This is a genomic window from Microbacterium proteolyticum (assembly GCF_030818075.1).
GTDB classification, from domain to species: Bacteria; Actinomycetota; Actinomycetes; order Actinomycetales; family Microbacteriaceae; genus Microbacterium; species Microbacterium proteolyticum_A.
The window spans coordinates 282,426-303,211 of record NZ_JAUSZZ010000001.1; the positions used below are offsets into that span (position 1 = coordinate 282,426).

Annotated in this window: 23 protein-coding genes; 16 read left to right on the forward strand and 7 right to left on the reverse strand. The window is 70.0% G+C overall.

Annotated elements, in window-relative coordinates; all coding sequences use genetic code 11:
* The first annotated feature begins 76 nt into the window (after positions 1-76).
* From QE392_RS01350 to QE392_RS01385, 8 genes are all read left to right on the forward strand, one after another.
* The gene (locus QE392_RS01350) at positions 77-1,150 is read left to right on the forward strand and encodes an ABC transporter substrate-binding protein (RefSeq protein ID WP_307446765.1); all 1,074 of its coding nucleotides are present in this window, start codon (positions 77-79) and stop codon (positions 1,148-1,150) included.
* Positions 1,151-1,173: 23 nt separating this feature from the next.
* Entirely contained in the window at positions 1,174-1,998 is an 825-nt protein-coding gene (locus QE392_RS01355) for an ABC transporter ATP-binding protein (protein WP_307446767.1), read from the forward strand.
* Positions 1,988-2,824 carry an ABC transporter permease gene (locus tag QE392_RS01360; protein WP_307446770.1) on the forward strand — a complete coding sequence of 279 codons (837 nt, stop codon included), beginning with the start codon at positions 1,988-1,990 and terminating at the stop codon, positions 2,822-2,824. The genes QE392_RS01355 and QE392_RS01360 overlap by 11 nt, the downstream gene beginning before the upstream one ends.
* A complete protein-coding gene (locus QE392_RS01365) occupies positions 2,821-3,747 on the forward strand; it encodes an ABC transporter permease (RefSeq protein WP_307446772.1) in 927 nt (308 codons plus the stop codon). Before QE392_RS01360 ends, QE392_RS01365 begins: the two co-directional genes overlap by 4 nt.
* Positions 3,748-3,825: 78 nt before the next feature.
* Entirely contained in the window at positions 3,826-4,857 is a 1,032-nt protein-coding gene (gene add / locus QE392_RS01370) for an adenosine deaminase (protein ID WP_307446775.1), read from the forward strand.
* A 5-nt stretch (positions 4,858-4,862) separates the two neighbouring features.
* Positions 4,863-5,045, forward strand: a complete 183-nt coding sequence (locus QE392_RS01375; RefSeq protein WP_307446779.1) for a hypothetical protein — start codon at positions 4,863-4,865, stop codon at positions 5,043-5,045.
* A 37-nt stretch (positions 5,046-5,082) separates the two neighbouring features.
* Positions 5,083-6,129, forward strand: coding sequence for an adenosine deaminase (gene add, locus QE392_RS01380; RefSeq protein WP_307446782.1), 1,047 nt, complete (start codon positions 5,083-5,085; stop codon positions 6,127-6,129).
* 105 nt (positions 6,130-6,234) lie between these two features.
* Complete coding sequence (locus QE392_RS01385) at positions 6,235-6,750, forward strand: CGNR zinc finger domain-containing protein (protein WP_307446785.1); 516 nt, start codon at positions 6,235-6,237, stop codon at positions 6,748-6,750.
* Positions 6,751-6,919: 169 nt separating this feature from the next.
* Here QE392_RS01385 and QE392_RS01390 read toward each other — a convergent pair whose 3' ends face one another.
* The 7 genes from QE392_RS01390 to QE392_RS01420 are packed head-to-tail and all read right to left on the reverse strand — an operon-like array spanning position 6,920 to position 12,469.
* Positions 6,920-7,915: a HoxN/HupN/NixA family nickel/cobalt transporter gene (locus QE392_RS01390; RefSeq protein ID WP_307446787.1), complete on the reverse strand. Its 996-nt coding sequence runs from the start codon at positions 7,913-7,915 to the stop codon at positions 6,920-6,922.
* Positions 7,903-8,643: an urease accessory protein UreD gene (locus tag QE392_RS01395; protein WP_307446789.1), complete on the reverse strand. Its 741-nt coding sequence runs from the start codon at positions 8,641-8,643 to the stop codon at positions 7,903-7,905. Before QE392_RS01395 ends, QE392_RS01390 begins: the two co-directional genes overlap by 13 nt.
* The gene (gene ureG / locus QE392_RS01400) at positions 8,640-9,455 is read right to left on the reverse strand and encodes an urease accessory protein UreG (RefSeq protein WP_307446791.1); all 816 of its coding nucleotides are present in this window, start codon (positions 9,453-9,455) and stop codon (positions 8,640-8,642) included. Before ureG ends, QE392_RS01395 begins: the two co-directional genes overlap by 4 nt.
* The gene (locus tag QE392_RS01405) at positions 9,448-10,122 is read right to left on the reverse strand and encodes an urease accessory protein UreF (RefSeq protein WP_307446794.1); all 675 of its coding nucleotides are present in this window, start codon (positions 10,120-10,122) and stop codon (positions 9,448-9,450) included. Before QE392_RS01405 ends, ureG begins: the two co-directional genes overlap by 8 nt.
* Positions 10,122-11,822, reverse strand: coding sequence for an urease subunit alpha (locus tag QE392_RS01410; protein ID WP_373426429.1), 1,701 nt, complete (start codon positions 11,820-11,822; stop codon positions 10,122-10,124). Before QE392_RS01410 ends, QE392_RS01405 begins: the two co-directional genes overlap by 1 nt.
* A 2-nt stretch (positions 11,823-11,824) precedes the next feature.
* Positions 11,825-12,157 (reverse strand): urease subunit beta, encoded by a 333-nt coding sequence (gene ureB / locus QE392_RS01415; RefSeq protein ID WP_307446797.1) that lies wholly within the window; start codon positions 12,155-12,157, stop codon positions 11,825-11,827.
* A gap of 9 nt (positions 12,158-12,166) precedes the next feature.
* Complete coding sequence (locus QE392_RS01420) at positions 12,167-12,469, reverse strand: urease subunit gamma (RefSeq protein WP_307446799.1); 303 nt, start codon at positions 12,467-12,469, stop codon at positions 12,167-12,169.
* Positions 12,470-12,907: 438 nt separating this feature from the next.
* Between QE392_RS01420 and urtA the strand changes: the two genes are divergently transcribed.
* The 8 genes from urtA to QE392_RS01460 all read left to right on the forward strand — a co-directional run bounded on the left by urtA (position 12,908) and on the right by QE392_RS01460 (position 20,669).
* Complete coding sequence (gene urtA / locus QE392_RS01425; protein ID WP_307446802.1) at positions 12,908-14,209, forward strand: urea ABC transporter substrate-binding protein; 1,302 nt, start codon at positions 12,908-12,910, stop codon at positions 14,207-14,209.
* Between the two features lie 100 nt (positions 14,210-14,309).
* Positions 14,310-15,194, forward strand: coding sequence for an urea ABC transporter permease subunit UrtB (urtB, locus tag QE392_RS01430; RefSeq protein ID WP_307446805.1), 885 nt, complete (start codon positions 14,310-14,312; stop codon positions 15,192-15,194).
* Positions 15,191-16,297: an urea ABC transporter permease subunit UrtC gene (gene urtC / locus QE392_RS01435; RefSeq protein ID WP_307446808.1), complete on the forward strand. Its 1,107-nt coding sequence runs from the start codon at positions 15,191-15,193 to the stop codon at positions 16,295-16,297. The genes urtB and urtC overlap by 4 nt, the downstream gene beginning before the upstream one ends.
* Entirely contained in the window at positions 16,294-17,070 is a 777-nt protein-coding gene (gene urtD / locus QE392_RS01440; RefSeq protein ID WP_307446811.1) for an urea ABC transporter ATP-binding protein UrtD, read from the forward strand. Before urtC ends, urtD begins: the two co-directional genes overlap by 4 nt.
* Positions 17,070-17,750, forward strand: coding sequence for an urea ABC transporter ATP-binding subunit UrtE (gene urtE, locus QE392_RS01445; protein ID WP_307446814.1), 681 nt, complete (start codon positions 17,070-17,072; stop codon positions 17,748-17,750). Before urtD ends, urtE begins: the two co-directional genes overlap by 1 nt.
* Before the next feature lie 74 nt (positions 17,751-17,824).
* Positions 17,825-19,528 (forward strand): purine-cytosine permease family protein, encoded by a 1,704-nt coding sequence (locus tag QE392_RS01450; RefSeq protein WP_307446817.1) that lies wholly within the window; start codon positions 17,825-17,827, stop codon positions 19,526-19,528.
* Positions 19,525-20,091 (forward strand): TetR/AcrR family transcriptional regulator, encoded by a 567-nt coding sequence (locus QE392_RS01455; RefSeq protein ID WP_307446820.1) that lies wholly within the window; start codon positions 19,525-19,527, stop codon positions 20,089-20,091. The genes QE392_RS01450 and QE392_RS01455 overlap by 4 nt, the downstream gene beginning before the upstream one ends.
* Positions 20,091-20,669: a TetR/AcrR family transcriptional regulator gene (locus QE392_RS01460; RefSeq protein ID WP_307446824.1), complete on the forward strand. Its 579-nt coding sequence runs from the start codon at positions 20,091-20,093 to the stop codon at positions 20,667-20,669. Before QE392_RS01455 ends, QE392_RS01460 begins: the two co-directional genes overlap by 1 nt.
* Positions 20,670-20,786 lie beyond the last annotated feature (117 nt).

Consider the following 20,786-nt stretch of genomic DNA (forward strand, 5'->3'; position numbering starts at 1 on the left):
GGACCAGCTGGCATCGCGTATTCGGGATGCCGCACCCTCACCCATGAAGCACCAAGGCTTACTGGAGACACAGCAGATGACGTTCCTTTCCTCCCGACGCGCGAAGCGCGTCGTCGCGGCCCTCGCCGGGGTCGCTCTCACCGCCCTCGCCCTCACCGCCTGCGCCGGCGGGTCCGGCTCGAGCGGCGAGTCCGCCGACACCTCCGCAGAGGGCTACGGCGATCTCACCCTTCAGCTCAGCTGGATCCTCAACGAGGAGTTCGCGGGAGAGTACTTCGCCGACAGCAAGGGCTACTTCGCCGAGGCCGGCTTCTCCGGCGTCAACCTCGTCCCCGGCCCCTCCACCGGCGTCGCGGAGCTGCTCTCGGGCAGCGCCGACGTCGCGCTCAGCGACGCCGTCTCGGTGGGCTCGGCGGTCGCGTCCGAGGGCGCCCCGGTGAAGATCATCGGCTCGACCTTCCAGCGCAACCCCTTCACGATCCTGTCCCTCAAGAGCGGCGGCGACATCACCACCGTCGACGACCTCAAGGGCAAGAAGATCGGCATCCAGGACTCGAACACGTCGCTGTTCAACGCCTTCCTCAAGGCGAACGGCGTCGACCCGAGCGAACTGACGATCGTGCCCGTGCAGTACGACCCGGCGCCGCTCGTCAACGGCGAGGTCGACGGCTTCATGGCGTACCTGACCAACGAGTCCATCACGGTCGCGGCGCAGGGCCTCGAGGTGAGCAACCTCCCGTTCGCCGACAACGGTCTGCCGTTCGTGGCCGAGACCTTCGTCGCGACCGACGAGACGATCGCCAACGAGCCCGAGAAGCTCAAGGCGTTCCTCGCGGCCGAGATCCGCGGCTGGACCGACGCGCTGAAGGACCCGGAGGAGGGCTCGCGCCTGGCCGTCGAGGAGTACGGCAAGGACCTCGACCTGAACCCGCAGAACTCCCTCGCCGGCGCGAAGGCGCAGAACGAGCTCATCGTCTCCGACGAGACCGCCGAGAACGGCCTGTTCTCCATCAGCGCCGACCTGCAGGAGGCGACGGTCAAGAGCCTCGCCGACGCCGGTCTCACGCTCGAGGCGTCGCAGCTGTTCGACCTGAGCCTGCTGCAGCAGGTCTACGAAGAGAACCCCGACCTGAAGAACTACGCGGGCTGACGACCCCGCGGGAAGAAGCCATCGTGACCGATACGGCTCTCCAGACCGGTGCCCAGGCGAACAGCCTGGGCACCGGCCTCCAGATCACCGGCCTGAACAAGGTCTTCAGCGTGGGACGCAAGAGCGTCGCCGCGCTCCAAGACGCGAACCTCCACACCGACAAGGGCACGTTCCTCGCCCTGCTGGGCCCCTCCGGGTGCGGCAAGTCCACGATCCTGCGCATCCTCGCCGGACTCGAGGACCCGACCAGCGGCACGACTCGGGTGGACGGCAAGAGCCCGAAGGAGTTGCGTCGCGGCAACGAGCTGGGCATCGCGTTCCAGGACTCCGCGCTCCTGCCGTGGCGCAGCGTCCAGTCCAACATCCAGCTGCCGTTCGAGGTGGCCGGCAAGCCCGTCGACAAGGCGTACGTCGCCGAGATGATCGAGCTGGTCGGGCTCAAGGGCTTCGAGAAGGCCAAGCCCGCACAGCTGTCCGGCGGCATGCGCCAGCGCGTGTCGATCGCGCGGTCGCTCATCATGAAGCCGTCGGTGCTGCTGTTCGACGAGCCTTTCGGCGCTCTCGACGACATGACGCGACAGAAGCTCAACCTCGAGCTGCTGCGCATCTGGACCGAGAAGCCCGCGACGACGCTGCTGGTGACCCACGGCATCTCGGAGGCGATCTTCCTCTCCGACCAGGTCGCGGTCATGAGCCCGCGCCCCGGTCGGATCAAGGAGGTCATGCAGATCGACCTCCCGCGGCCGCGGACACCCGAGATGATGCGCACGCCCGAGTTCCACGCGTACGTCGACCAGGCCTCCGAACTGCTCTTCGGCGTCGGGGGCGCCGCCACCGATGACCACTGAGGTCCGCAAGGGCCGCGCCATCCAGTGGGAGGACGTGCGCCTCCCGGCATGGGTCACCGGCCTCATCGGCGGCGTGGCGATCGTCCTGCTGTGGTGGATCCTCGCCGCGACGGTGTTCTCGAACGTCGGTCCCGGCGGGGTCCAGGCCATCCCGACCCCCCTGCAGGTCGTCCTCGAATTCGGGGCGACCGGGTGGGACTTCTACGCCCGCAACCTCAGCGTCACGCTCGCCGAGGCGGGCACCGGCTACCTGTGGGGCAACGGTCTCGCCCTCCTCCTGTCCGCGCTCGTGCTCGTCGTGCCGCGCCTGGAGGGGGTGGTGATGCAGATCGCGATCATCACGTACTGCATCCCGATCGTCGCCCTGGGACTGATCCTCATCGTCATCGCGCCGCTCCCCCAGCCGGGGCAGCTGTCGACGACGGCGATCTTCCTCGCCGCGCTCAGCTGCTTCTTCACGACGGTCGTCGGTGCCCTGCTGGGCCTCAAGGCCGCCGACCGGGCGAGCCTCGACGTCATCACCGTGTACGGCGGCTCCCGGCTCACCCAGCTGCGCAAGGTGCGACTGATCGCCGCGCTGCCCGCCATCCTCAACGCGCTGCAGATCGCCGTGCCCGCCGCCTTCCTCGGTGCGGTGCTGGGCGAGTTCTTCGGCAAGATCACCGTCGGCATCGGTCCGGCGATGATCGCCGCGCAGCAGGCGCTCAATGCCCCGCGCGTGTGGGACATCGCCCTCGTCTCGGGTGCCGTGGCCCTCGCCGGCTACGGACTCCTGGGGCTGATCTCGCGGGCCGTCGCGCCCTGGTCGAAGGGAACGAATCGATGACCGATGCCGCCGTGGCCTCGCTGAGCACGCCCGCCTCCGAGCAGCAGCTGTCCGAAGCCGGACGTGCCACGCCGCCGCTTCCGGGTGGTCCGCGCTCCGATCTGTCCGCCGACATCCGCCGGGCGACGCGACGCGCGACCCGCCAGGCGCTGGGGCGGAGTCTGCTGACGTTCGTCCTCACCATCATCGCCGTCATCGTGATCTGGGTGGGTGCGCTCGCCCTGTTCGGGGTGTCGACCTACGTCGGCAAGGGACCCCTGGACGTCTGGAACTTCCTGTTCACCGTCCCCGCCGCCGAGGCCAACCGCGCACAGCTCTTCGGTCAGCTCGGGGTGACCATCGGTCACTCCGCCGTCGGCTTCGGCGCCGGACTGCTCGTGGCCCTCGTCGTTGCGACCGTCTTCCAGCTCAGCAAGGGTGTCGAGCACGCGCTCATGCCGCTCGCGATGCTCCTGCGTTCGGTGCCGCTGGTGGCGATGGCGCCCGTGATCATCCTCATCTTCGGACGCGATTTCGCCTCCGTCGCCGTCATCGGCGGCATCGTCGTGCTCTTCCCGGCACTGGTGAACATCGTCTTCGGTCTGAAGTCCGCGACGCCGCAGATGAACGACCTCGTCACCGTGTACGGCGGGGGCGCCTGGACGCGCCTGCGCAAGGTCGCCCTGCCCAACTCGCTGCCCGAATTCTTCGCGGCGGTGCGCATCTCGGTGCCGGGCGCCATCACGGGAGCTCTGCTCGCCGAATGGCTCGCGGTGGGCGGTGGCATCGGCGGAGCCGTCGGCGGCTATATCGCCGGTGCGCAGTTCTCGGCCGTCTGGACGGCGGTCGTCCTGGTCACGGGAACGGCACTCGTGCTGTACAACCTGGTGCAGATCCTCGAATCCGTGGTGCTCGCGCGCATGGGCATGGCAGCCCGCCTCTGATCACGGGATGCGGCGACAGCGGCATCCATTTCTCCTCCACCCGAGGCGGCACCGACCGCCCCTGCCCGGAAGCACCCCATGACCGACATCACCGCCTTCGCGTTCGGCCTGCCCAAGGCCGAGCTCCACCTGCACCTGGAGGGTACGCTCGAGCCCGAGCTGAAGTTCGCGCTCGCCGCGCGCAATGGCATCGAACTCGCGGAGAAGACCGTCGAAGAGGTGAAGGCGACCTACGACTTCACCGACCTGACGAGCTTCCTCGCCGTGTACTACCCGGCGATGCGCGTGCTGCAGACCGCCGAGGACTTCCACGACCTCGCCTGGGCCTACCTGCAGAAGGCGAAGGAACAGGGCGTCGTCCACGTCGAGATGTTCTTCGATCCGCAAGCGCACACCAGCCGAGGCGTGCCGTTCGAGAACGTCATCACGGGCTACCGGCGTGCCGCACTGCGTGCGCAGCAGGAGCTGGGCGTCTCGGCCGAGCTCATCCTCTGCTTCCTCCGCGACTTCTCCGCCGAGTACGCCATGGCCACGCTCATGGAGGCGTTGCCGTACAAGGCGTGGATCCTCGGCGTGGGCCTCGACTCGGACGAGCGCGACAACCCGCCGGCGAAGTTCGCCGAGGTCTTCGCCCGCGCCAAGGCCGAGGGTTTCCTGACGACGATGCACTGCGACATCGATCAGGTCGGCTCGATCGACAACATCCGCGCGGTGATCGAGGAGATCGGGGTGGACCGCATCGATCACGGCACGAACATCGTCGAGGATCCGTCACTGGTCGCTCTCGCCAAGGAGCGCGGCTTGGGGTTCACCACCTGCCCGGTGTCGAACTCGTTCGTGACGAGTCAGATGAAGGCCGACGAGATCGTGGGACTTCTGCACGAGGGCGTCCGGGTCATGGTGAACTCCGACGACCCGGCGTACTTCGGCGCGTACGTGGCGGAGAACTACGTCGCGCTGGCGAAGCAGGCAGGGCTCGAGGCGGCTGACCTCGCCCAGCTCGCGATCAACTCCTTCGAAGCGTCGTGGCTCACTCCCGCGCGTCGTGACGCGTACGTCGCCGAGGTGCGCGAGTACGCCGCAGCACACGGCGTCATCCTCGGCGACTGAGCGCGATGGCCTCGTCCTGCGCGTCCGGCATCGGGGTCGACGCGGACGAGTCGGTCGCGAACCGACGGCTCGGCATCCGCCACGCACGTGCCATGACGCTCGACCAGCCGGCGGATGCCATGGCACTGCCGCACCCGTTCCTCAGCCGGCTCGAGCGCGGGCCGGCCCTCCCGAGCCTGTCGTGGTGACGCAGGGCGTCGACGTGCACCCGAGGAAGGACGACGCATGATCTCGCTGCCCGACTACCTGCAGCTGCTGCCGAAGACCGAGCTGCACTGCCACCTGACATCGACCATCCGGGCGGCCACGCTCCACGAGCTGGCCACGCGATACGGCGTACCGCTGTGGACCGATGACATCCAGAGACTGTTCGACTTCGCCGACCTGGTCGACTTCTTGCGCGGGTGGCGCGTGGCCCACGAGGTGCTGCGCACCCCCGACGACATCGCCCGCGTGGCCTGGGAGGGCGTCGAGGACGCGGTGCCCGACGGGAACCTGCGCTACCGCGAGTACTACGTCAACCCGCAGTATTTCGCCCATCACGCGACGCCTCTGTCGTACACGGAGGTCGTCGACGCGGTGATCGCGGGACTCTCGCGAGCCGAGCGCGACTTCGGTGTCGGGTTCCGCGTGGTCGTGGCGATCAACCGCCGCGAGTCGGCGGAGGCGGCCGTCGATCTCGTGAGGGAGATGATCGCGCACCCCCGCCCGGAGGTGGTCGGGATCGGGCAGGACGACCTCACGCCCGAGAACACCGAGGATCCGCTGCGCTTCGCCGACGCCTACGCGCTGGCCGGCGCGCATGGCCTGCGGCGCACGGCGCACGTGGGCGAGACGCCGACGGCGAGCCCGGAGAACGTGCGCACGGCGATCGAGGTGCTCGGCTGCGACCGCATCGACCACGGATACCGTGTCGTCGACGACCCCTCCATCCTCGCCCTCGCGCAGGAGCGAGGGATCGGCTTCGCCACGACACCGTGGTCGACGACGATCTGCTCGGGCTGGACGCTCGACGAGAGCCACCGCATCCGGACCATGGTGGATGCCGGACTCCCGGTGTCGGTGTCGACCGACGACGCCCTGTTCTTCCGCACCGACCTCGGCCGCGAGTACCGCGAGGGCCTCACCGCCCTCGGTCTGGACGCCGAGGACGCGAAGCGCATCGCGCTCGCCGGGATCGACATGGCGTTCTGCAGCGAATCCGACAAGCAACGGCTGCGCGCCGATTTCCGTGCGGCCTTCCTCGTTCTCGACGCGCTCCTGGAGCGCTGAGCAGCGACGCGCGCGAGCACGCCAGCGCCATTTCGCGGCGCGCAGTGCGCCGCGTTGCGCGGAGGTCCGGAAGACAGGCGGGTATCCACGTGCTGTAATGCACGTGTGCATCTCAACCCTTACGGTGAATATGCCGTGCTCCTCGCCGCGTCGCTCGCGAACGACTGGCCGGCCGACCGCGAGGGCATCGAGCGGCGCACGCGGGAGAGGGGGATGACGATGACCTTCCCCGTGGCATCCGACGATCACGAACGCACCCGCGCCGTCATCGACGACTGGCTGCGGGTGGTGGACGCCGCCGATCCCGACGAACGCGCCGCCCTGCTGAACGCGCAGATGGCCGCGGTCACGGCCTACCCGAGGTTGACCGATCACGACGGGGAAGGTTGGCACCTGCACTACCGCGACAGCGACGCGGCCCTCCCCCGCGTGCTCGCCGCCGTCATCTCGGTCGGCACCTCGCTGCACTTGGTCACCCGCGGAATGAACCGGCTCGGCCGCTGCGCCGCCACCCCGTGCACGAACGTGATCGTCGACGTCACGCGCAACGGCCGACAGCGCTACTGCTCGGTGCGCTGCGCCAACCGCGCCGCCGTGCGGCGGCACCGCGCCCGCGGGTGAGAGCCGTGTCGCGCGCTGCCGGCAGGGAGGGCCGCCCCGCATAAACACGAACTGTGCGCAGAAACACGCCGAGAGCATGTTTCTGCGCACGAATCGTGTTTATGCGTGATGGCGGGCCGCGGCGTGCGGGTCCGCGAGACGGCGGACGGGATGCACCCCGACACCCGGCTCAGCCGAACGACACGTCCCGCCGCCGCCGCGACATCGCCCAGCTGACCGCCCACGCCAGCAGGAGCACGGCGACGATGACGAAGCCGAACACGTCGAGATCGGTCGCGGCGACCGCCCGCGCCGGCGCCCAGCCGACCCCGACCACGTCGACCAGCACGCCGCACATGCCCACGACGCCGACCACGAGCGCCACCGTGATCGAGATCGACATCAGCGCGATGTTGTAGCGACGCCGCCGGCCCGGACGATCGGTCGACCAGCGGTAGATCCGCGCGGTGACGATGCTGTTGAGCCCGTCGCACGCCGCCATCCCCGCCGCGAACAGCAGCGGCACGACCATCGCCGCCTGCCACGGCAGCGCGGCGCCGGCCCCACCGGCGAGCACGAGGATCGCGATGGTCGAGGCGGTGTCGAAGCCGAGCCCGAAGAGCAGGCCCACGATGAACAGCTTCCATGGGGCGTCGAGGGTCGCCGACAGGCGACCGATCAGCAGCGACACCGGCCCGGTGCCGGCGGTGTGACGGGCGCTCCTCCCGCGGATCAGTCCCGCCAGGATCACCAGGTTCACGGCGGCCATCGCCAGCAGGAACACGCTCGACACCGTCGGCCCCCACACCCCCGTCACGGCGGCGAGCGGGGACTCCTCCGAGCCGAGCTGCGAGGTCAGCGCTCCTACTCCCGCGGTGACGAGGCCGACGGCCACGACCACGACCGTGGAGTGCCCGAGCGCGAACCACAGGCCGACCCCCGAGGGGTCCTTGCCGTCGTCGGTCAGCTTGCGACTGGTGTTGTCGATGGCGGCGATGTGGTCGGCGTCGAAGGCGTGACGCACCCCGAGCAGGAACGCCGTGACGGCCATCCCCACCCCCGCGGTGGTCGTCCCCAGCGACGCCTCGCTCGGCACGAGCACGAGCGCCATCAGGGTCCAGCTGACGGCGAGCAGGAGGACGATGGTCAGCAGCACGCCGCGCGCCGCCGGAGTCAGCCGGCGCACGCCAGCACCTCCTCGTCGCGTCGTGAAGCGACGGCGGCGCGCCACAGCTCCCCCAACGGGCTATGGTGCGCCGCGTCGCCGAGGTGGCGCAGCGTGGTGCCTTCGCCTGCGAGATCGAGCCGCGCGATGCCCGTCTCGTCCACCGGGCCGAGTCGCTCGCCGAGCACCACGATGCTGTCCATCACGCGGGCTCGACCGAGCACCCCGGGCTCCGGCCGGTCGCCCTGCACCTCGAGCGTCTCGCGCAGCAGGGGCCCCGCGGCATCCGTGGCATCCAGGTCGGACGACAGACGCCCCCCGGACTCCCCTGTGCGCCCGAGCACGAGCGTCTCGCGCAGAGCGACCGAAGATCCGGATGACAACCGCAGCACCGTCGAGCGCAGGAGCTCCCCGTCGGCGGTGACCACCGTGGGCAGTCCCTCCCAGGTGAGGCGCGCCCCGGGGGCGAGGGTGATGGCCGCGTGCCAGCCCGAGGGCTCGTCGCCGAGGTCGGGCCGGCCGTAGACGACGAGTCCGCCGATGTCGACCAGGTCGAGCGTGCACCCCTCCCCCACGCGGATGTCGAGGTGCACGTGATCGCCGGGGAGCAGCATCGCGCGCCCCGCGACGAGGGCGACCTCGACCCGGCGGCGGCGCCGCGCGACCAGGCGCGGGACGATGAGCTCGCCCGCGAGGGAGTACGCCGCGTCCGTACCGCGCGGCGCGACCTCGACGATCGTCGTGCTCACCCGAGCGCCCCGGCGGGCGCGTGGTCGTGCGGGTGCGCGTGGTCGTGCGGGTGCGCGTGGTCGTCGTGCGAATGGGAGTGCGCGCGATCGCCGCCCTCGTGGTCGTGCACGTGGAGGTAGCCCTCGCCGTCCTCGTCGGCGTGGAAGTGCGGCGCCATCGGGCCCGGGTCCTGCGGCACGTGCGAACCGTCGACATGCGCGGCGATCATCGACAGCACCCAGCTCTTCAGCGTCGCCACGGAGTCGGCATCCGTCCGCGAGAGCGCCAGCACGACGCGGCCGTCGCGGGCCTCGGTCGCGTCGGCGACCATGCGGGGCACGTCGACGCCGACGTACGGCGCGAGATCGGTCTTGTTCACCACGAGCAGGTCGGCGCGGGCGATGCCGGGGCCGCCCTTGCGGGCGACGTCTCCGCCGCCGGCGACGTCGAGCACGAAGATCTGCGCGTCGACGAGCGCGGGCGAGAACGTGGCCGTGAGGTTGTCGCCGCCGGACTCGATCACGACGAGGTCGAGCGGAGCGAAGGCGCGCTCGAGGTCTTCGGCGGCGAGGAGGTTGGCGGTGGGATCGTCGCGGATCGCCGTGTGCGGGCAGGCCCCCGTCTCGACGGCGACGATGCGCTCCGGATCGAGCACGCCGGCCGAGCGCAGGAAGCGGGCGTCTTCGTCGGTGTAGATGTCGTTGGTGATGACGCCGATGCGGATCTCGTCGGCCAGCGCCCGGCAGAGGGTCGCGATCAGCGAGGACTTGCCGGTGCCGACGGGACCGGCGACGCCGAGGCGCAGGGCGCGGGTGGGGGTGTTCTCAGGCACGGAAGAGCCTCCTACGGGATCGGGCGTGGGCTTCGGCCCACGCTTCGGACTGCGGCGCGGATGCCGCGGGGATGTCGGACGGATCGGTGAGGGATGCCACCTCGTCGAGGCGGTCGTCGACCTCGGCGCACACCGCGGTGACGAGCGAGACGAGTTCGAGGGGGTCGCGGGGTTCGAGCTTGAGCACGGCCGCGGTCGCGGCCTGCAGGTCTTCGTAGACGACGACGCGCGCGAGCTCGCCCGCGCCGATGCCGAGACCGGATGCCAGGACGCCGAGCACGCACGGGCGCGGGGGCGGCACCGGCCGCTGTCGCCACGCCGCGAGCGCGCCCTCGTCGGGCAGCAGCTCCGCCCCGACGCGGAGGTAGCCGCGTGCGAGCAACCGCGACGCGTCGCGCTGGGCGGCGCTCGGCGTGCGCGCCTCCCAGGCCCGCTCGACGGGGTCCAGATCGGCACCCGCGCGATGCTGTGCGAGCGTCACCACCGCCGTGCCCGCCTCCACGAGCGTCGTCGTGCGGACGCGCGCCCGCAGCAGCGCCGGCAGCTCCGCGGGGTCGAGACCGGCCAGGAGCGCCGGCTCGACACCCGCGGACTGCGCGTGCCCGCCCGAGGGCAGGCGGGCGTCGGCCAGCAGGAGCGTGGCGAACAGGGGCGCGACGGAGGCCATCAGAACAGCTGATAGAGCTGAGCGAGCGGGAGCGCGGAGGCAGGGGCCTCCTCCACTTTCTCGCCGTCGATGCTGATGTCGAACGTGTCGGGGCGGATGTCGATGCGCGGCAGCGCGTCGTTGTTGCGCATGTCGGCCTTCCCCACCTCGCGGGTGGACTTCAGCGGCAGGAGGCGGCGCGACAGGCCGAGCCGCTCTTCGAGGCCGGCGGCGAGCGCGTGCGGCGACACGAACGACACCGAGAGCGTCGCGCCGATGGCATCCGCGAACGAGGGCCGCATGAGCACGGGCTGCGGGGTGGGGATCGAGGCGTTCGGGTCGCCGAGCGCACCCCAGACGAGCCCGCCGCCCTTCATGACGACCGCGGGACGGAAGCCGAAGAAGCGCGGGTCCCACAGCACCAGGTCGGCGAGACGCCCGACCTCGATCGACCCGACCTCGTGGTCGATACCGTGCGCGATGGCCGGGTTGACCGTGTACTTCGCCACGTAGCGACGCGCGCGCTCGTTGTCGGCGGGCAGGCTCATGCCGAGGCTCCCGCGCCGCGCCTTCATGACGTGGGCGACCTGCCACGTGCGCGTGATGACCTCGCCGATGCGTCCCATCGCCTGGGCATCGGACGACGTGATGGAGATGGCCCCCATGTCGTGCAGGATGTCCTCGGCCGCGATCGTGGTGGCCCGGATGCGCGACTCCGCGAACGCGAGGTCCTCCGGCACCCCCGGGTTGAGGTGGTGGCAGACCATCAGCATGTCGAGGTGCTCGGCCACCGTGTTCACGGTGTGCGGCAGCGTCGGGTTCGTGGATCCCGGGATGACGTACGGCAGGCTCGCGATCGAGAGGATGTCGGGCGCGTGCCCACCGCCGGCGCCCTCGACGTGGAAGGCGTGGATGCTGCGCCCGGCCATCGCGTCGATGGTGGATTCCACGAAGCCCGCTTCGTTGAGCGAGTCGCTATGAAGGGCGACCTGCAGCCCCCAGTCCTCGGCCGCCTGCAGGCTCGCGTCGATCGCGGCGGGGGTCGAGCCCCAATCCTCGTGCACTTTGTAGCCCGCGGCCCCGGCGAGCGCCTGCTCCTCGAACGCGGCGCGTGAGACGGTGTTGCCCTTGCCCAGCAGCAGCACGTTCACCGGCAGCCGGTCGAGCGAGCGATGCATCTGCTCCAGATGCCAGGCACCCGGCGTCACGGTGGTGGCCTTGGACCCCTCCGAGGGACCGGTGCCGCCGCCGACGATCGTGGTGATGCCCGCGGCGAGCGCCTCATGGATCTGCGAGGGCGAGAGCAGGTGCACGTGGGAGTCGATGCCACCGGCGGTGAGGATGCGTCCCTCTCCGGAGATGACGTCGGTCGAGGGCCCGATCACCAGGCGCGGGTCGACGCCGTCGGCGATGTCGGGGTTGCCGGCGCGGCCGATCCCGACGATCCGCCCGTCGCGGATGCCCACGTCGGCGCGGACGATGCCCCACCAGTCCAGGATGATCGCGTTTGTGATGACGGTGTCGAGGGCCCCGTCGGCCCGCGACCACGTGCTCTGCGCCATCGACTCGCGGATGGACTTGCCGCCGCCGAACACGGCCTCCTCGCCGCCGACGGTGAGGTCCTGTTCGATCTCGATCCACAGATCGGTGTCGCCGAGGCGGATCTGGTCGCCAGCGGTCGGTCCGTAGATGCGCGCGTAGCGCTCCCTGTCGATGCGCATGATCAGCGCGTCCCCTCGGTATCGATCTGGATGCCGGGAACCCGGCGTGCGCCGCGCAGCGCCACGGCCGCGACCCGCTTGGACACACCCGGCTCGAACCGCTCCGACGTGCCCGAGGGGATGTCGAGGCGGAAGCCCTCGGCATCCGCCCGGTCGAATGCGAGCGCCGTGTTGACCTGCGCGAGGTGGATGTGGGAGCCGATCTGCACGGGACGGTCGCCCGTGTTGACGATGACGAACTCGCGGCGCTCGTCGGGCCCGCGGTCGGCGTTCAGCTCGATCGACCCGGGGCGCACGCGGATCGCGCCGGGCCCATCAGACGTACCTGCGGCCATGACGACTCCTCAGTCGATCGGGTGGTGGAGGGTGACGAGCTTGCGCCCGTCGGGGAAGGTCGCCTCGACCTGCACGTCGGTGAGCATGTCGGCGACGCCGTCCATGACGTCGGCGCGGCCGAGCACCGTCCGGCCCTCGGTCATGAGCTGGGCGACCTCGGCACCCTCGCGGGCACGCTCGATGACCCAGGTCGACAGCAGGGCGACGGCTTCGGGATGGTTCAACCGGATGCCGCGTTCCCGGCGGTCGCGCGCGACCATGCCGGCCACGGCGAGCAGCAGCTTCTCGGTGTCTGCGGGCGACAGATGCATGCGCCTCGTGCGTCCTCTCTCGAGCGCGATCGTCCGATGGCGCCCGTCCGGTGTCGTCCCTGGCATGCCGCTGACATCGGGTGGAGGTCCGGCGGCGTCCAGGAGGTGTCATGAGTCTGTCACTGCGGCCGCCGTCGCGTCCGGGGTGGAGCACCGTGATGACCGGTTTTTCCGCGAAAAGACGCGGGTTTTAACGGTTCGAGCCGGGAAGGTTTTACAAACTCGACACGATCGAGAAATGGCAGGGTAATGCCGCGGGCCCACTGTGAGACCACCCGAAGCCGGCGGCGGAGTTCTGCCGCCACCGGCATCCGAGCGAGGAACGATCGCACCACCGAGGGCGGCCCCTGCCGCGTCACCGCCCCCCGGACGTCGCCTCGAGATTCCGGCGGGATCGCGCACCACCTGCACCTCCCTCACACCGAAACGGAGCACAGCATGACCACGATCCGACGACCGCGCCTCCGGGCGCTGCTGACCCTCGGAGCCCTCACCACGACAGCCGCCCTCGTGCTGTCGGGCTGCGGCGCCAAGGCCGGGGACGCCACCGCGGGAGCCTCGGCCGAGGCCGGCGCCAGCTGCGTCGACACCTCCGGCGACACCATCAAGCTCGGCTTCCTCAACTCCCTCACCGGCGGCATGGCCATCTCGGAGAAGACGGTCTCGAACGTGCTGCACATGGCCGCCGACGAGATCAACGCCGACGGCGGCATCCTCGGCAAGCAGATCGAGTACGTGCAGGAAGACGGCGCGACCGACTGGCCGACCTTCGCGGAGAAGACCGAGAAGCTGCTCACGCAGGACTGCGTCGCGGCCATCTTCGGCGGCTGGACCTCGTCGTCGCGCAAGGCCGTCAAGCCCGTCGTCGAGAAGAACAACGGCCTCTTCTTCTACCCCGTGCAGTACGAGGGCCTCGAGTCGTCGCCGAACATCTACTACACCGGCGCCACCACGAACCAGCAGATCATCCCGGCCATGGACTTCCTGGCCTCCCAGGGCGTGAAGAGGCTGTTCCTCGCGGGATCGGACTACGTCTTCCCGCGCACCGCGAACGCGATCATCAAGCTGTACGCGGCCGAGCTCGGCATCGAGATCGTCGGCGAGGAGTACGTCCCCCTCGACAAGGACGACTGGACCACGCAGGTCGCCAAGATCGTCGCCGCCAAGCCCGACTACGTCTTCAACACCATCAACGGCTCCTCCAACGTCGGCTTCGTGAAGGCCTACTACGACGCCGGTCTCACGCCCGAGACGACGCCGATCATCTCGGTCTCCATCGCCGAAGAGGAAGCGCCCGCGATGGGCCACTCCGTGACCGGCAACTACGCCTCGTGGAACTACTTCCAGTCGCTCGACACCCCCAACAACCCGAAGTTCATCGAGGACTGGAAGGCCTACCCGGGCAGCAGCGGCGTGACCAGCGACCCCATGGAGGCCGCATACATCTCGATGTACCTCTACAAGGCGCTCGCGGAGAAGGCCGGCTCCTTCGACGTGAATGCCATCAACGCGGCGGCCAAGGCCGGCGGCATCACGGTGGACGCTCCCGAGGGCGTCGTGACGCTCGACGGTGACAACCACCACATCTCCAAGCCCGGTCACATCGGCCGCATCAACGACCAGAACCAGTTCGACATCGTCTGGGCGTCCGACGGCTTCATCGAGCCCGACCCGTACCTCGAGGGCTATGACTGGTTCCCGGCCGACGTGCGCGATGCGCTCGTGAAGGCCGCGGGCTGACCCCTCCTCACCCGGGCTCCGGGTCGGCGACGACCCGGAGCCCTCCCTCTCGCGTCGCCCCGGGCGACGCCCCCGCACTCCGAAAGAAGGGAGGCACCGCATGGAAGCTCTCATCCCACCCCTGCTCAACGGCACGGCGCTGGGCGCCCTGCTGCTGCTGGCGGCCCTCGGCCTCACGCTCACCTTCGGGCAGATGGGGGTGATCAACATGGCGCACGGCGAATTCATCATGGCCGGCGCCTTCGTGGCCTACCTCACCCAACTCGTCGTCCCCGACAGCAACATCTCGATCCCTCTCGCTCTCCCCGTCGCCTTCCTGATCGCGGGCCTGTTGGGCCTGCTGCTGGAAGCGTCGATCATCCGCTGGATGTACCGGCGCCCCCTCGACACCCTGCTCGTCACGGTCGGTGTCTCGCTCGTGCTCCAGCAGATCGCGCTGCAGATCTTCCCCGCCCAGGGCGTTCCCGTGGAGAACCCCGAGTGGCTGCAGGGTCAGATCGAGGTCTTCGGCTACGCCTGGCCGCTGCGTCAGGTCTTCACCATCGTCCTCGCCGCCATCTGCGTCGCCGCCCTCGCCGCGTGGCTGAAGTACAGCTCGTTCGGGCGCCGGATCCGCGCCACCGTGCAGAACCGCGACCTCGCCGAGACCGTCGGCGTGCGCACCCGCTCGGTGGACCGCCTGACCTTCTTCATCGGTTCGGGTCTCGCCGGGGTCGCAGGCGTCGCGGCATCCCTCATCGGCGGAACCAACTCGCAGATGGGCGCGCAGTACATCATCCCGGCGTTCCTCGTTGTCGTCGCCGGGGGCATCGGCCAGATCGCCGGAACGGTGATCGCGGCGTGGGCCGTCGGGGTGGCGATGTCGCTGTTCGCCGACTGGACCACCGGCAGCCTCGCACAGGTCATCGCCTTCGCGCTGGTCGTCGTCTTCCTCCAGATCCGCCCGCAGGGGCTGTTCTCCGTCCGCACCAGGGGGCTCGCATGAGCGTCGTGAAGAGACTCGCCCCGTGGGGCTCGCTGATCGGCATCGCCGTGTTCGCGGTGCTGCTGCTCGCCGTCGCGCCGCTGGTGCTGTCGCCGCACTGGATCAACAACCTCGGCAAGTACTGCGCCTGGGCGATCGTCGCCGTCGGCATCGGTCTGGTCTGGGGCCGCGGCGGCATGCTCGTCATGGGCCAGGGCGTCTTCTTCGGCCTCGGCGCCTACGCCATGGCGATGCACCTCACGCTCGAGACCGCCGGGCCCGACGCCACCCCGACCTTCATGATCCTGTACGACCCCCTGGCATCCATCCCGGCCTTCTGGGAGCCGTTCCGCAGCGACGCCTTCACCCTCATCGCGATCGTGCTGCTCCCGGTGGTGGTGGCCGGCATCCTGGGCTTCGCGCTGTTCAAGCGGGGGGTCAAGGGCGCCTACCTCGCGATCCTGACGCAGGCGCTGGCCGTCGCGCTCGCCGTGTTCATCAGCTCGACGATCCGCGAGACCGGGGGCGACACGGGTCTGAGCGGCTTCACGTCCTTCTTCGGATACGTCCTTGACGACGACGCCAACAAGCTCATGCTCTTCCTCATCGCCGCGAGCCTGCTCATCGTGTGCATGCTCGTGTCGTGGCAGCTGCGACGCAGCCGCTTCGGCGAAGTGCTGCTGGCGACCCGGGATGCCGAGGAGCGCGTGCGCTTCCTCGGGTACGACCCGGCCAACATCAAGCTCGTCGCCTTCGTGATCGCCGCGGTGATGGCCAGCATCGGAGGCGCGATGTTCGTCCCCATCGTGGGCATCATCACGCCGCAGGAGATCGGCGCCTCGGCATCCATCCTCATGATCGCCGGTGTCGCGCTCGGTGGCCGCGCCTCGCTGTTCGGCCCCGTCCTGGGTGCGATGGCGATCGGCTGGGGGCAGTCGAGCCTCGCGTCCGGATGGCCCGAGGGCTGGGTGTACCTGCTGGGTCTCGTCTTCATCCTCGTGACGCTGTTCCTGCCGGGCGGGCTCGCGTCGCTGATCAGCACCGGCATGGCATCTCTCAGAGGTCGGCGCGGGGCTCCCGCTTCGCGCGAGCAGGCGTCGGTCCCCGAGAAGGAGTTGGCATGAGCCGCGAATTGCGACCGGCGTCGGTGGAGGTTTCGGACCTCACCGTGACTTTCGACGGCTTCGTCGCCGTCGATCACGTCGACCTGACCCTGCGTCCCGGCGAGGTGCGCTTCCTCATCGGTCCCAACGGCGCGGGCAAGACCACACTCGTCGACGCCCTGACCGGCCTTGTTCCGGCCACCGGCACGGCGATGTTCGAGGGCCGCGACCTCGTGGCGATGAAGACGAACCGCATCGTCCGCGCGGGCGTCGGCCGCACCTTCCAGACGGCCACGGTGTTCGACGAGCTGTCGGTGCTGCAGAACCTCGACATCGCCGGGGGGCTTCACCGTAAGGCGTGGCAGCTGGCGTTCGCCCGGAAGTCGGTGCCCGAGTACGTCGAGCGGGCGCTGGAGACCATCGGCCTGCAGGATCTGCGCGACCGCCCCGCCGGCATCCTGGCCCACGGGCAGAAGCAATGGCTCGAGATCGGGATGCTGCTCGTGCAGGACGCGCGCGTGATGTTCCTCGACGAACCCGTCGCCGGCATGAACGGCGACGAGCGCGACGAGACCGGCGAGCTGCTGCGGCGCATCGGCGCCGACCGCACCGTCGTGGTCATCGAGCACGACATGGACTTCGTCCGCGCCTACGCCGATTGGGTGAGCGTGCTGCACGCCGGCGCCCTGCTCACCGAGGGCACCGTGGAACAGGTGCAGGCCGACCCGCGGGTGCAGACGGTCTACCTGGGATCCGCCGCCGACGCGGCGGTCGAGAGCGAGGGGAACCACTGATGCTGGAGATCATCGGCGTCACCGCCGGCTACGGCCGCACCGAGGTGCTGCACGACGTCTCGATCGCGGTGCCCACCGGCGGGGCGGTGTCGGTCATGGGCCACAACGGCGCCGGCAAGACGACGCTCCTGCGGGTGGCCACGGGCCTGCTGCCCGTCATGCGCGGCCGCGTGCTGCTCGACGGCGAAGACGTCACCCGGATGCCGCCCTCCAAGCGCGTCGAGCGGGGCCTGGGATACGTGCCGCAGGGGCAGCAGTGCTTCCCGCAGCTCACCACGCGCGAGAACCTCCAGCTGACCATGAAGAAGCAGTCCGACCTCGACGAGGTGCTGAGCCTGTTCCCCGTGCTCGAAGAGCTCTCCACCCGCCGCGCGGGTCTGCTGTCGGGCGGGCAGCGACAGCAGCTGGCGATCGCGCGGACGCTGTTGACCAAGCCGCGCCTGCTCGTGCTCGACGAGCCGACCGAGGGCATCCAGCCCAACGTCGTCGCCGACATCGAACGCGTCATCATCGACCTCACCCGCCGCGGCGACCTGTCGGTGCTGCTCGTCGAGCAGCACGTCGGGTTCGCGCTGCGCTCGACCGACCGCTTCTACGTCGTGAAGTCCGGCCGGGTCACCGTGAGCGGCGAGGGCGGAGCGGATGCCGTGGGGGCGGTCCGCGAAGCCATGGCGATCTGAACGCGTTTCGTCTTGCCACGGCAACGCGCGGGAAACGCGGGGCGGCGAGGATTTCTCCGCAGGGAACGAGCGAGGTGAGCGTGCGCGAACGGGCGGCGGGAGGCAGACGCCTCCGCGGTGACGCGCGCGCCGCCGCGGAGGACAGTCTCGAGGACTACGCCTTCCGGTATGTCCCTCGCTCGTTCCGCCGGTGGAGCGCGGTGTCGGTCGGGGCGACGGCGCTCGGTTCCATCGCCTTCCTGGCCGACTTCTCGATCGGAGCGAGCATCGGTCTCGAGCACGGCGCCCAGAACGCGGCTCTCGGTGTGCTCGTGGCATCCGTCATCATCTTCGCCGTGGGATTCCCGGTCGCCTTCTACGGCGCCCGGTACAACATCGATCTCGACCTCATCGCCCGCGGATCCGGCTTCGGTTACTACGGGTCGATCATCACCACGATCATCTTCGCCGGGTTCACCTGCATCTTCTTCGCGCTCGAAGGCGCGATCATGGCGCAGGGCCTCGAGGTCGCCGCCGGCGTGCCCCTGCCCATCGGATACGCGATCTCGACCATCGTCGTCGTGCCGATCGTCATCTTCGGAATGCGGGCGCTGGAGCGGCTGCATTTCTGGACGACGCCGCTCTGGCTCGTCCTCGCGCTCGTGCCCCTGGCGTGGGTGCTCATCTCGCAGCCGAGCACCGTGGCGGGCTTCTGGTCGTTCGCCGGGGAGTCCGACGGCACGGTCTCGCTCGGAGCCGTCGCGTCCAGCGCCGCGGTCTGCTTCGCCCTGACCCCGCAGCTGGCCGAGCAGATCGACTACATCCGGGTCATGCCGCCGCTGACCGGCGCCAATCGGCGCTCGTGGTGGACGGCGTTCGTCTTCAGCGGACCGGGCTGGGTCATCTTCAGCGGGACGAAGCAGATCATCGGCATCTTCCTGGCGGTCTACCTGGTGACGAAGATCGACCCGTCGATCGACGACGACGCCGTCGAGCCGGTCAAGCAGTTTTTGGGGCTCTACGAGTCGCTGCTGCCCGAATGGGTGGCCCTCGTGCTGGTGCTCGTGCTCATCGTCATCGCGCAGGTGAAGATCAACGTCACCAACGCGTACTCGGGGTCGCTGGCGTGGTCCAACGTGTTCACGCGGACGACCAAGCGCTACCCGGGCCGCACCGTCTTCGTGGTGTTCAACCTCGTCATCGCGCTGTCGCTCATGCTGATGGACGTCTTCAGCCTCATCTCGTTCGTGCTGAGCCTGTACGCCAACGTCGTGATGGCGTGGCTGGTGACCATCTCGGTCGACATCGTCGTCAACAAGCACGTGCTGCGCCTGTCTCCCCGCTTCCCCGAGTTCCGCCGCGGCATGCTCCACGACTGGAACCCCGTCGGGCCGGTCTCGGTCGGCCTGGCATCGGTCGCCTCCCTGCTGTGCTTCGCCGGCGTGTTCGGCCCCGGGATGCAGCCCCTGTCGGTGCTCGTCGCGATCGGCGTGGCCGCCGTCGTCACGCCGACGGCGGCGGTGGTCACGCGGGGCCGGTACTACCTGCGCCGCCGCTCCGACGGCATCCCGCTCCCCCTCCTCGACGAGGACGGGAACCCCTCGGGTGAGCGCCTTCGTTGCCACGTGACGGGCTACGTGTTCGAACGGCCGGATATGCTGGTGTCGGCGGAAACCGGCCCCGGGGGCGAGGTGCAATACGTCTCGTCGCTGGCGTTGACGCTCGACGAGACGGATCGCTACGTGCTTCCCCCCGAGCCGTTCGACACCGCCCGCGACGACCGTCAGGAGGCGAGATGAACGACGAAGCGCTGGGATCGACCCCGTCCCTGCTCGCCGGCGCCGCCGTGCTGCTGCGGGAGCGTACGTTCGAGGACATCTCGTACGCCGACATCGCCGACCTCGCCGACGTGTCGGAGCGCACGGTCTACCGCCGGTTCCCCACCCGCTCGCACCTGCTCGAGGCGCTCGCCGTCTGGGTCGAGGATGAGCACCTGCCGCTGGCCGCGTTCCACACCCTCGCGGAGTTCCGCGCCGCGGTCCACGCGCGCTTCCGCGCTTACGACGCCCAGCCCGCCCTCGCGTTCGTGGCGGCACGCGGCGCCGCCCTGTCGCCCACGGGCCAGCGTTCGGCATCCGTCCTCACCGAGGCCATCGTCGCGATGCTGGCCGAGACGGCGCCCCACCTGAACCGTCGCGACGCCCTCCGCGCGGCCGCGACCCTGCGCTCGTTCGCCTCGGCAATGTATTGGGCGCGACTGCGCACCTCGTTCGACGCGGATGCCGAGACCACCGCGCGCCTGTTCGACAGCGCCGTCGACCGCGTGCTGCCCGCCGCCACCGGGGCCGCGCGGGCGGCGTGATGGCCGCGCGCAAGACGCAGGACAGCACCCCCGGCACCGAGACCGCGATCCTCGTCGCCTACGCCGAGCTCATCGAAGAGGTCGGCACGGATGACGTGTCGTTCCGCATCATCGCCTCGCGCGCCGGCGTCGGAGAACGCACGGTCTTCCGCTACTTCCCCGCCCGCGCCGACCTGCTGCTCGCGACCGCCGCGTGGATCGAGGCCACGATCTTCTCGCGGGCGGCGTCGGAGTCGATCTTCGACGTGCCCCTCGCGATCCGCGAGACGATGGCGGCCTACGAGCGCCGCCCCGAGCTGGCGCACGTCGTGGCCGAGACCGCGATGCGCGGCGTCAACGGCGCCGACCCCGCCCCGCACCGCGCGGAGTTCGAGCGCCTCCTCGACCGCGAGGTCACCGACCTCGACGACGACGAACGCCTCGCGATCGTCACGGCGTTGAGCCACCTCGACTCCTCGACCACGTGGGTCACGATGCGGCACGAGCTCGGCATGCGAGGGCGCGACATCGCGGATGCCGCGGCGTGGGCCGCGGAGGCAGTGCTGGACCCGCTGCGGGAGCGGGCGAAGGGCGCCTGAGCCTGGCGAAGGGGGCCTGAGCCGGGCGGCGCCGAGGCGTAGGCGGCGGCGCGGGCGGGGCGGGCGGGGCGTTTCGGCTGGCGAGGGGGGCGACCGCGGCATAAACACGATTCCTGC